This window comes from Chryseobacterium sp. WX, assembly GCF_029542485.1.
GTDB classification, from domain to species: Bacteria; Bacteroidota; Bacteroidia; order Flavobacteriales; family Weeksellaceae; genus Chryseobacterium; species Chryseobacterium cucumeris.
The window spans coordinates 4933292-4945033 of the sequence record NZ_CP120710.1; the positions used below are offsets into that span (position 1 = coordinate 4933292).

An 11742-nucleotide genomic window follows, 5' to 3' on the forward strand; every position below is an offset into this window, starting at 1 on the left:
ATTATGAAAACCTATCATATTAATAAAGGAATAGGGAGGACAGTAGAATTTAAGGGTCTTAAAGCACAGTACCTTTTTATTTTCGCAGGTGGCTTGCTGGGGGTGCTGATCTTTGTCATGATTATGTATATGGCTGGTGTCAATACTTATCTCTGTCTCATTATAGGGGGATCCATTAGTGGACTTCTCATCTGGCAGACTTTTGCGCTGAACAGAAAATACGGAGAACATGGCTTGATGAAATTGGGTGCACGCAGAAAGCATCCTAAGTACATCATTAGCCGTAAGAGTATTTACCGGTATCTAAAAGCTAACCCTAAAAATGCAGGTGTATGAGAAATTCTTCTAAAGCTGCAACTTTGGAAAGTAAATTTCCATTGTTAGCCATTGAAAATGACTGTATCATTTCAAAGGACGCTGACGTTACGGTTTGCTTTAAAGTTAAACTTCCGGAACTGTTTACCGTTGCTTCCGCTGAGTATGAAGCGATGCACTCCGCATGGTTCAAAGCTATCAAGACGCTTCCGGATTTTACCGTGGTTCACAAGCAGGACTGGTTTATCAAAGAGAACTACAATCCTGATCTTTCAAGGGAAGACCAGAGTTTTCTTTCCAAATCATTTGAAAGGCATTTCAATGAGAGACCTTTTTTGAATCACTACTGCTATCTGTTCATTACGAAAACCAGTAAGGAGAGAATGAGGATGCAGAGCAACTTTTCATCTCTGTGCAAAGGTAAGCTGATTCCAAAAGAGATTAAGGACAAGGAAGTTATTCATCGATTTCTAGAAGCTGTGGACCAGTTGGAACGGATAATGAATGACAGCGGTTATATCCATCTCGAAAGAATAAATGAAGATGAGATATCAGGAACTTCAGAAAGCTCAGGTTTACTGGAACAGTATCTCACTTTATCTCGTGAAGCCAATCCCTCATTGCAGGACATTAAGTTGGGATCTGAAGAAATGCGGATTGGTAACAACCGTATTAGTATGCATACGTTGTCTGACACTGAAGATTTGCCAGGCACTGTTTCATCACACAGCCGTTATGAAAAGTTGAGTACGGACCGCAGTGATTGTCTGCTGTCATTTGCTTCACCTGTGGGACTTCTACTAAACTGCAATCATATATACAACCAGTATCTGTTCATTGACAACAGTGATGAAAATCTTAGGCAGTTTGAAAGATCCGCAAGGAAAATGCATTCACTCGCAAGATACAGCAGAGCCAATCAGATCAATAAAGAGTGGATTGAAAAGTATCTGAATGAAGCCCATTCTTATGGTTTACAGTCTATACGTGCTCATTTCAATGTGATGTCGTGGTCTGACAATCCTCATGAGCTAAAGCAGTTAAAGAATGATACAGGCAGTGCGTTAGCATTGATGGAATGTAAGCCCCGCCATAATACTACCGATACAGCGACATTATATTGGGCTGGAATTCCGGGCAATGCAGGAGATTTTCCAAGTGAAGAAAGTTTCTACACGTTTATTGAACCTGCATTGTGCTTTTTTATCGAGGAAACCAATTATCAGGATTCACCGTCACCATTTGGTATTAAAATGGCAGATCGCCTGACCGGAAAACCGATTCATTTGGATATTTCTGATCTGCCGATGAAGCAAGGGATCATTACCAACCGGAATAAGTTCATCCTCGGACCTTCAGGCAGCGGTAAGTCTTTCTTTACAAACCACATGGTGCGTCAGTATTATGAACAGGGTGCTCATGTTCTTTTGGTTGATACCGGAAATTCCTACCAGGGATTATGTGAATTGATTAAAGGAAAAACCAAAGGAGAGGACGGGGTTTATTTTACCTATACAGAGGATAATCCCATTGCTTTCAATCCATTCTATACTGATGACGGCGTCTTTGATATCGAAAAAAGAGAGAGTATTAAAACCTTGATTTTAACGCTTTGGAAAAGAGATGATGAACCACCGACCCGTTCTGAGGAAGTGGCATTATCCAATGCAGTAAGCGGTTATATCGAAAAGATTAAATCCGACGAACAACAACCCTCTTTCAATGGATTCTATGACTTTGTCAAAGAGGATTATCAGAAAGTACTTGAGCGAAAAAAGGTCAGAGAAAAGGATTTTGATATTGCGAACTTTCTCAATGTGTTGGAACCTTACTACATAGGAGGGGAGTATGACTATTTGCTCAATTCGGAAAAGCAGCTGGACCTCTTATCAAAACGTTTCATTGTCTTTGAAATCGATGCTATTAAAGATCATAAAATTCTCTTTCCAATAGTTACCATTATCATTATGGAGGTCTTCATCAATAAGATGCGAAGACTTAAAGGAATTAGAAAACTAATACTAATTGAAGAAGCATGGAAAGCGATTGCTAAAGAAGGAATGGCGGAGTACATCAAGTATTTATTCAAAACGGTAAGGAAATTCTTCGGGGAAGCCATAGTAGTGACGCAGGAAGTCGATGATATTATCCAGTCACCGATTGTGAAAGAAAGTATCATTAACAATTCGGATTGTAAGATTCTTCTTGACCAAAGGAAGTACATGAACAAGTTCGATGATATCCAGGCAATGCTCGGATTGACTGATAAAGAAAAATCCCAGGTTCTTTCAATTAATATGAACAATGATCCAAAGCGACTGTACAAAGAGGTTTGGATAGGATTAGGCGGAACGCACTCTGCGGTCTATGCCACTGAAGTGTCCAGTGAGGAATATCTGGCTTATACCACCGAAGAAACTGAAAAAATGGAAGTGATGAATCTTGCATCAGAACTTGACGGTAATGTAGAACATGCCATCAGGAGGATATCTCTTAAGAGAATCAAATCGAATACAAAAGACCATTAAATCATTTAAAATTTTATAACAATGAAAAATTTAATCATTAAAACAGTAATGGTAGCATTCTTCGCTACCGTAACATTTGCGAAAGCACAATTTGTAGTGACTGATCCAGCTAATCTGGCATCAGGTATTTTGAACTCTGCCAACGAAATTGTACAGACTTCGTCAACGGTGTCCAACGTTGTTAAGAACTTCAACGAGGTCAAAAAGGTGTACGAGCAGGGTAAAGAGTATTATGATAAGCTCAAAGCTGTCAATAATCTGGTAAAAGATGCCAGAAAGGTCCAGCAAACTGTTCTTTTAGTGGGTGATGTTTCTGAAATGTATGTCAATAATTTCGGCAAAATGCTCAATGACCCCAACTTTAATGCGCAGGAATTAGCATCTATTGCGAATGGTTATTCTGCTCTTTTGACGGAGAGCACGGAGCTGCTGAAAGAACTCAAAGAAATTATCTCATCCAACGGCCTTTCCCTCAACGACAAAGAAAGAATGGATGTTATTGATCGAGTGTACAAAGAAGTGAAAGCATATCATAATCTTGTACGCTACTATACCAATAAGAATATTTCAGTAAGCTATCTGAGGGCAAAAAAACAGAACAACACCCAAAGGGTGTTAGATCTTTACGGAACCTCCAATCAAAAATACTGGTAAGATGGAACCGAACAATTTACACGAAGTACTGCGTTCCGTTTATGAAGAAATGATGCCGATGTGCGCTGATATGGCTGCTGTAGCAAAAGGAGTCGCAGGATTAGGCGCTTTATTCTATGTGGCATTAAAAGTTTGGCAGTCATTGAGCCGTGCGGAATCCATCGATTTGTTTCCAATGCTGAGACCTTTTGCCATTGGCATCTGCATTATTTTTTTTTCAACATTGGTATTAGGAGGATTAAATGGCGTTATGAGTCCGATTGTTCAGGGAAGTCATTCAATGTTGGAAAACCAGGTATTGGATATGAATGAACTACAGCAGAAAAAAGATCTTTTAGAGCGGGAAGCCATGCTCAGAAATCCAGAGATGGCTTATTTGATTTCTAATGAAGAGTTTGACAAAAAACTGGAAGAACTTGGATGGTCACCATCTGATTTGGTCACGATGTCAGGAATGTATATCGAAAGAGAAATGTTTGCGATCAAGAAAGATATCAGAGATGGTTTCCGCGAGTTTCTTGAAATCCTTTTTCAGTCAGCAGCATTGGTTATCGATACCATCAGAACCTTCTTTCTGATCGTTCTTTCAATCCTGGGACCGATAGCCTTTGCGATTTCCGTCTGGGATGGTTTTCAGACCACACTGACCCAATGGCTGACAAGATATATCAGTGTTTATTTGTGGCTTCCTGTTGCCGATATATTCAGTGCCATTCTGGCGAAGATCCAGGCCCTTATTCTGGAACGGGATATAGAGATGCTTGCTGACCCCACTTTTATTCCTGACACTTCAAATACGGTTTATATTATTTATATGGTGATTGGCATCATCGGCTATTTTACAGTACCAACGGTTACAGGCTGGGTGATACAGGCAGGAGGAGCAGGCAATTTCATGCGTAATGTGAACCAGACCGCTACAAAGTCGGGTAATATTGCGGGCGCTGCAGCAGGTTCTGCAACAGGTAATATTTCGGGAAGATTATTAAAATAAAAAATACAGTTCTATGGAATTTAAAACTTTAAGAAATATTGAGAGCAGTTTCAAGCAGATCCGATTATTTACGTTTGTTTTTGTGGTGTTGTGTTTTGGTGTTGTAGGCGTGGTGGTATTTAAATCCTACCAGTTTGCCGAAGAGCAGCGTCAGAAGATTTATGTGCTGGATAACGGTAAATCATTGATGGTAGCACTTTCACAGGATATGTCGATCAATAGACCGGTTGAAGCTAGGGAGCATGTGAGAAGATTTCATGAATTGTTCTTCACGATAGCTCCGGATAAGAATGCGATTGAAAGTAATGTCAAAAGGGCTTTTAATTTGGCTGACCAATCCGCATTTAACTACTACAAGGACCTCCAGGAGAAAGGATACTATAACAGAATCATTTCCGGTAATATCCAGCAGAGGATTGAAGTGGACAGTGTTGTTGCCAACTTCGATAATTATCCCTACGCCGTAAAAACTTATGCCAGACAGTTTATTATCAGATCCAGTAATCTTACCATCAGAAATTTGGTCACGAACTGCTCACTGGTGAACTCCGTACGGTCTGACAGCAATCCACAGGGATTTACGATAGAAAAATTCAACGTGATTGAAAACAAAGATGTAGAAACTGTTGAACGCTAACCTGACCGTAATGAAAAAATTAAGAGATACAATCGAACATTATGTTTTAAAGATGGAAAATCATTGGAAGGTTCTTCCTATAGCGAAGCAAAGATTGCTAACCAAAGTTTTCTTTGGTGGTTATGTTCTTCTAACAATCATTGTCATTATCAACGTCTTTATTTCGACAGGTCAAAGAAGGAATACCATGTCTATCAATCATATTGACGGAATTTCTAAGAAGACTACCGGAAAAGGATCAGGATATTATGATATAGTACACTCACCAACAAAAAAATAGAGCATGAAAGATTCAGATAAAATTAAAATCACAGAAAATGATCTTCCTCAAAATTCCAATGAATTGAGTGACCATCCCAAAGCCCAATGGGAGAAAGTGAAGAAGCCGGTTTTTTATTTCCTGATGGCTGCCATTTGCGCAACTTGCTTTTACCTTATTTTTAAACCAAAATCCAATAATACCCTAGTTGAAGAAGCAGGTTTTAATGCCGTTATTCCACAAGCAAAGGATGGACAGTTGCAGTCGGATAAGCAAAAGGCTTACGAGCAACAACTCTTGGAGCAAAAAAATGAAGAGAAAAGAAATACAATAACCACTTTATCGGACTATTGGAATGACCAGAGTACTTTAAATTCGAATGGGAATACTTCTGCTTTAATATCTAATAAGAGTACTCTTCAACAATCCGATCAGAATGCTATAAACAGTTATCGCAGTGCACAGCAGACATTGAGTTCTTTCTATGGCAGAGATGATCAGGAAGTCAATAATCTAAGGAAAGAAATCTCAAGATTAAAAAATGAGGCGATGCAGAACAACCCTATTCCAGCAGGTCTTGGAATGAACGATCAGTTAGAACTAATGGAAAAATCGTATCAGATGGCAGCCAAATACCTTCCGACAACTCCAAGAGAGGAAGAGTCTGCACCAAAAGAAGAGCCTAACAAATCTACTGAAAAGAAAGTTAAACTTACTTCAGTAAGACCTGCATATTCCAATATTGTTTCCTCATTATACAGAGAGATGTCAGACAGTGCTTTTGTTGCAGGTTTGAATCAAAATAGGTTTTATAATGCTCAAAATGAGACTGTAATTTCAGTTCAATCTAAAAATGCGATACAAGGTATTATCTATGAGACTAAGACTATAGTCAATGAAAGTACACTACCCATAAGACTGATAGAGGCGTTGCAGCTAGGGCGTACAGAACTTCCTCCGGGTAGTTTGCTTATCGCTTCAGGTAAATTTCAGGGTGGGCGACTTCAGTTAACAATATCCTCCATTCAATATAAAGGCAGCGTCTATCCTGTAGAAATCAATATCTACGATAATGATGGGCAATTGGGGTTATATGTTCCGTATTCACCGGAGCAAAATGCGGTCAGCGATGTTGTTGCCAATATGAGTCAGGCTTCCGGTACCAGCATTATGATGACCCAATCAGCAGGACAGCAGGTTGCTGCCGATTTAAGCAGGGGTATTGTACAAGGGTTGTCTGGTTATTTTCAAAAAAGGGTGCGACAGCTAAAAGTAACTGTAAAAGCAGGCCATCAGGTCTTGCTGGTACCCAAAAATAATTAATCAAAAAATTAAAAAATGAATACACTAAAGAGCCGTTATATTCTCATTATTCTGTTTCTGCTGTTTATAAGCAGAGCATTTGGTCAGGATTCCGTGATGACCTATGTTTCATTGGAAGGGGCAAAGCTGGAACCTTTCAGGATGCAAGTGACTTACAGTAAAACCACTCATGTGATTTTTCCTTCCACAATTAAATACGTTGATCTGGGAAGCGATCTTTTGGTTGCTAATAAAGCAGAACCTATCGGAAATGTTCTTCGGGTTAAGTCGGCCGTCAGGGATTTTGAAGAAGAAACCAATTTTTCAGTCATTACAGAAGATGGAAAATTTTACAGTTTTGATGTCTTTTACAGTGCATATCCTGATATCCTCAGTTACGATCTTGTCAAGATGCAGAGAAGCATTGAAAGGGAATATTCAACCGATGTACTTTTTGAAGATCTCAAAGGAAGCTCTTCATCACTTACAGAATTGATTATGGAAAGCCTGTATCGAAAGAGCCGAAAAACCATTAAACATATTGCGTCAAAGAGCTTCGGTATTCAGTTTTCTGTCCGTGCATTACACGTGAGTGACAATAAATTCTACTTTACCTTACAGGTTGATAACAGCAGCAATATAGCTTATCATATTGATTTAATCAATTTTAAAATTGCAGATAAGAAGAATTTAAAGAGAACCGTTATTCAGGATAAGTTGTTGGAACCAATTAGAGTTTACACTCCTTCTGTGACTGCAACTCGCCATTCCAATCTTATAGGAGTTTATTTACTGGAGCAATTCACTTTGTTAGAGGATCAGGTTTTGGAGATTGAAATTCTTGAAAGAAACGGAGGACGGCACCAAAAAATTCAGCTTGAGAATAAGGAACTGATCCATGCGAAACCGATCAATAGTTTAAATTTTAAAACCAACTAAGATGAACAGATTATTGATAGCAATGCTTTTCGTTTTAACAGTGAGTTCAAAGTCATTTGCACAGCAGATGACTCCGAAGCAAAAAGGATTTGAAATATCCTATTCTATATATCCTAGTTCTCCCAAAAAACAAAATTATGTTTTAACAGCAGGGCTTATTTCTTATGGAAAGAACGGGAATTATTTGTTTGGGTTGGCAGAATATAGCAGAAATTATCATGAGTATGCCAACTACGAAATCCCGATAGAAATGTTTCTGTTCAATGGAGGATACAGTTTTTATATATGGGGGGATATTATGAGAAATGTCAATCTTAATTTGGGAATTGGCGGTCTGGCAGGTTATGAACAGATTAATAAAGGCAATGAATTGCTGTATGACGGTTCAATGCTTACTGTAACAGATAACTTTATTTATGGAGTAAATGGTAAGTTGTCTATTGAAAGCTATCTGACACCGCATTTGGTCTTTCTGGTCAACGGACAACTTCGCTATTTGAAAAATAGTCAGATGGCGCAGTTACATGCTCTATTTGGTGTTGGAATAAGATGTAATTTTTAAAAATAATATGAAATGCAATATATACTTAATCATAAATTTAAATTATTGTTAGGGTGTTTCATCATTCCAGTGATGATCTTATTACTTATACAATCATGTGAGAAGGATAATTTGGAAATTCAGCAGAATTTTCCTTTTGAGGTAGAGGTGATGCCTGTTCAGAAATACATTTCTAAAGGTGAAACTATAGAGATCAGATGCCGTATTATTCCGGGTGGGAATTATGCGGGTACTACTTACTCGATACGATATTTTCAGTCTGAAGGGGTTGGAAGTTTGCGGTTATTTGACAATCCATCCTTTGTCCCTAATGATTTCTATCCACTAAGTAAAAAGGAATTCAGATTATACTATACTTCCGAATCTTCAGTCTCTCAAAGTTTTGATATTTGGATTTCGGATAATATGGGTAATAAGCAGGAAGTGAATTTCCAGTTTAATCCTCAAAGTATAGGAACTTTATAAGAAATCATCATTTAAAATTTCAGGCTATTTCATCAGAAATGGCCTTTTGTTTTTACATATAAGGTTATAGCGGATAACCTTACCATTTACCTGTAACCTTTTTGAGAAAATTGATCTAAGCTAATTTTTCAATAGGGTTACTCCTCAAGATGCGCGAAAAGACTTTTCCGACCAAGGGAAGGAATTGTCTTTTCGTCAAATTTTAAATAAGCGACAATGAAGAATTGTCGCTTATTCTAGTAATTGTAAAACTTATTCAAAGATGTCCTTCATCGGCAAACGACATATAATCTGTTGAAGTTAAAATACAATGATCTAATAATTTAATATTTAAAAATTCTGATGCACTTTTTATGCTCAGAGTAATTTTTAAATCTTCCGCTGAGGGTTTTAAATTTCCTGAGGGGTGATTATGTGCTACTATAATGGCAGTTGCATTGCACAATAGGGCTGCTTGCATAATAATTCTTACATCAACTATTGTTGAGGTAATACCGGATTCAGATATTTTCTTGATACCTAAAACTTTGTTTGCCTGATTTAGGTACAATGCAAAGAATGATTCTCTATAATCTATTTCATCAGAGTCAAAGTATTGACGAAATACATCAACGGCAGCACGTGAACAGCTTATTAATTTCTCAGAATTTCCTTTTCGTGAGTAGATTAATTTTATTTCATTGACAATATTAAAATCCATGTGATTGCTCTTGTACGGCAGAGACTTGAGTTTCCCGTACCTGTTATATTTTAGATATGTTCCCATCCCTTCCCCAGCTTATTCCTTAAAGCCTTTCAGGCTTCGCTGAATATTTTTCAAAAGAAAAACCGGAAAAAAGAAAGCAGATATGAAGTGTTGACAAAGAATAAAAACCAAAAGGAAACGGAATAATTGGAGGGTACCTTCAGGGAGGAAACCGTTTATGCCGTAGTCTTTTGGTGGAATTAGCAGATGGCTGACAACAATACCTTAGCTGCCTTTTTACCGGTTTTTTTATGGAAAATATTAAGTCTAATAACAGTCAATAACCTGTTTTTGTATATGAAATAAATGTTTAAGTTAACATTGTTGATTTTATTTGTATTTTAGTTGAATCTAAGAATGATGAATTTCTTTGCATCAATTTTCTCTTGTTGCACTTAAAAAATAAATTTAAACGTAATCACATCTTTTGCAAATAAAATTTTTGTTACCTGATGGTGGATGTTAAGTGTTTCGCTTGATTTTAGGTGTTTTTAAGCGTCACACATTTATATTTAAAAGCCAAATACATCAGATAAGTGTCTGGGTTTACTTTCAGAACAGTTGTCCAATACTTTTATTAAAAAGTATTGGTATGAAGAAGAAAGTTGAAATTAGTAATATAACCGTTGAGGAGATTATCAAAATTTTTAAAGAAGAGGAGGGAACTGAGTTAAGCATTGAAGAGGCGAAAGATATTTTAAGCTTTCTGACGATGATCTTAAAAATTACAATTGAGAATTTTTTAGAACAATAATATTTTCTAAGATTTATATATGAAAAAAGCCGACTTATATATTCGTGTGTCAACTGATGAGCAAGCAGATAAGGGATACTCGCAAAGAGATCAGGAGGAACGATTGAAACGTTACTGTGAAAACAATAGCATTACAATTGGTCAAATCATTTATGAAGATTATTCAGCAAAGACCTTTAATAGACCAGAGTGGATCAAATTATTGGATACACTTAAGAGAAAAAGCTCAAAAACAAATCTGCTGCTTTTTACAAAATGGGATCGCTTCAGCAGGAATGCTGGAGATGCTTATCAAATGATTAATATACTTAGGAAAATTAACGTAGAACCGCAGGCCATTGAACAACCTTTAGATCTTTCAATTCCAGAAAATAAAATGATGTTGGCTATATATCTTGCTGCGCCAGAAGTTGAAAACGACAGGCGCGCTTTGAATACTTATTATGGAATGCGCCGTGCTAAAAAAGAAGGCAGATTAATGGGAAGGGCACCTTACGGCTATGTTAACAGAATAACGGAGAATGGAAAAAAGTATGTAACCCCGAAGGAACCGGAAGCTTCTAACATGCAGTGGGCATTTAACGAAATGTCCAAAGGCGTATATTCAGCGAGCCAGATAATGGATATGATGAACAGAAAGGAAGGAAAGTCAGTTAAGATAAGTGCCTTTCTTGCTAGTTTACGCAATACTGCATATTGTGGGAAAATTTACGTGGAACAATTCAATGAAGAGGAGGCTCATTTTGTTACAAGTATTCATGAGCCTTTGATCAGTGAAGAATTATTCGAAAAAGTTCAATGTATAATGGATGGAAATGTCAATCCAGCCAGACCCAACGTAAAAATATTGTCTGACGATAATTTACCGTTACGAGGTTTTCTAGTTTGTCCAGAATGTGGTCATTTGGTTACCGGTAGTGCATCTACGGGACGTTCGGGAAATAAATATTATTACTACCATTGCAAGTCTCCGTGTTCATACCGTTACAAATCTGAAATTCTAAATTCTAAATTTTTAGAGATATTGCAGTCATTGGAAATGCGCGCATCTATAAAAAATTATTTGAAAAAGATGCTGGAGCGAAATTTTGAAAAATTAATCAATAATCCCCCAAAAGAAAGGAAAGCAATTCTATTAGAAATAGATCGTTTAAACAGCAGATTGAAACAGGCAAGAAATAAACTGATGCAGGAGGTAATTGATGATGAAGATTATCTTGAAATTAAGACCGACTGTAAAAGGCAAATTGAAAAGCTCGAAGCTAAATTAACTAAAAGAAAAGATAATAAGAAAATAGATTTTCAAAAACTACTAGACCAAGCATTATCGAACCTAGTAGACCTCGGGAAAGTCTATACTGATGGGGATATCGAGGTAAAACGTAAAATAATTGGTTCGATATTTCCTGAAAAATTGCAATTTTCAAAAAATCATTATCGAACCACCCGGCCCAATGTTTTGCTCTCTTATATATATCAGATAAACAATGAGTTAGGCACGAAAAAAAACCGGAAAGAAAGTGAATTATCACCTCTTTCCAGTCTTGTACCCAGGACCGAACTACCGTATATTTTTAGTTAATTTTAG

13 protein-coding genes are annotated in these 11742 nt (G+C 37.2%); 12 read left to right on the forward strand and 1 reads right to left on the reverse strand.

Annotated features, from left to right (window positions below):
- Positions 1 to 3 precede the first annotated feature (3 nt).
- Genes PZ898_RS22675 through PZ898_RS22720 form a run of 10 tightly spaced genes read left to right on the forward strand, consistent with a single transcriptional unit; the run spans position 4 to position 8655 of the window.
- Complete coding sequence (locus tag PZ898_RS22675; protein ID WP_042719906.1) at positions 4 to 336, forward strand: DUF4133 domain-containing protein; 333 nt, start codon at positions 4 to 6, stop codon at positions 334 to 336.
- Positions 333 to 2843, forward strand: coding sequence for a TraG family conjugative transposon ATPase (locus PZ898_RS22680; RefSeq protein ID WP_277694298.1), 2511 nt, complete (start codon positions 333 to 335; stop codon positions 2841 to 2843). The genes PZ898_RS22675 and PZ898_RS22680 overlap by 4 nt, the downstream gene beginning before the upstream one ends.
- A gap of 21 nt (positions 2844 to 2864) precedes the next feature.
- Positions 2865 to 3497 carry a DUF4141 domain-containing protein gene (locus PZ898_RS22685; RefSeq protein WP_123263119.1) on the forward strand — a complete coding sequence of 211 codons (633 nt, stop codon included), beginning with the start codon at positions 2865 to 2867 and terminating at the stop codon, positions 3495 to 3497.
- A 1-nt stretch (position 3498) separates the two neighbouring features.
- Positions 3499 to 4491 carry a conjugative transposon protein TraJ gene (gene traJ, locus PZ898_RS22690; RefSeq protein ID WP_123263120.1) on the forward strand — a complete coding sequence of 331 codons (993 nt, stop codon included), beginning with the start codon at positions 3499 to 3501 and terminating at the stop codon, positions 4489 to 4491.
- A gap of 13 nt (positions 4492 to 4504) precedes the next feature.
- Positions 4505 to 5128, forward strand: a complete 624-nt coding sequence (gene traK / locus PZ898_RS22695; RefSeq protein ID WP_123263121.1) for a conjugative transposon protein TraK — start codon at positions 4505 to 4507, stop codon at positions 5126 to 5128.
- 52 nt (positions 5129 to 5180) lie between these two features.
- Entirely contained in the window at positions 5181 to 5408 is a 228-nt protein-coding gene (locus tag PZ898_RS22700) for a hypothetical protein (RefSeq protein WP_134197423.1), read from the forward strand.
- 3 nt (positions 5409 to 5411) lie between these two features.
- Positions 5412 to 6710 (forward strand): conjugative transposon protein TraM, encoded by a 1299-nt coding sequence (traM, locus tag PZ898_RS22705; protein ID WP_123263122.1) that lies wholly within the window; start codon positions 5412 to 5414, stop codon positions 6708 to 6710.
- Between the two features lie 15 nt (positions 6711 to 6725).
- Entirely contained in the window at positions 6726 to 7628 is a 903-nt protein-coding gene (gene traN / locus PZ898_RS22710; protein ID WP_123263123.1) for a conjugative transposon protein TraN, read from the forward strand.
- A 1-nt stretch (position 7629) separates the two neighbouring features.
- Positions 7630 to 8190 carry a conjugal transfer protein TraO gene (locus PZ898_RS22715; protein ID WP_153394517.1) on the forward strand — a complete coding sequence of 187 codons (561 nt, stop codon included), beginning with the start codon at positions 7630 to 7632 and terminating at the stop codon, positions 8188 to 8190.
- 12 nt (positions 8191 to 8202) lie between these two features.
- Entirely contained in the window at positions 8203 to 8655 is a 453-nt protein-coding gene (locus PZ898_RS22720) for a DUF3872 domain-containing protein (RefSeq protein WP_042719912.1), read from the forward strand.
- Between the two features lie 256 nt (positions 8656 to 8911).
- Here PZ898_RS22720 and PZ898_RS22725 read toward each other — a convergent pair whose 3' ends face one another.
- A complete protein-coding gene (locus tag PZ898_RS22725) occupies positions 8912 to 9355 on the reverse strand; it encodes a JAB domain-containing protein (protein WP_042719913.1) in 444 nt (147 codons plus the stop codon).
- Positions 9356 to 9992: 637 nt separating this feature from the next.
- On the opposite strand from PZ898_RS22725, the gene PZ898_RS22730 reads away from it, so the two are divergent.
- Both PZ898_RS22730 and PZ898_RS22735 read left to right on the forward strand, forming a co-directional pair.
- A complete protein-coding gene (locus PZ898_RS22730; protein ID WP_185151953.1) occupies positions 9993 to 10154 on the forward strand; it encodes a hypothetical protein in 162 nt (53 codons plus the stop codon).
- 19 nt (positions 10155 to 10173) lie between these two features.
- Entirely contained in the window at positions 10174 to 11736 is a 1563-nt protein-coding gene (locus tag PZ898_RS22735) for a recombinase family protein (protein WP_277694299.1), read from the forward strand.
- Positions 11737 to 11742 lie beyond the last annotated feature (6 nt).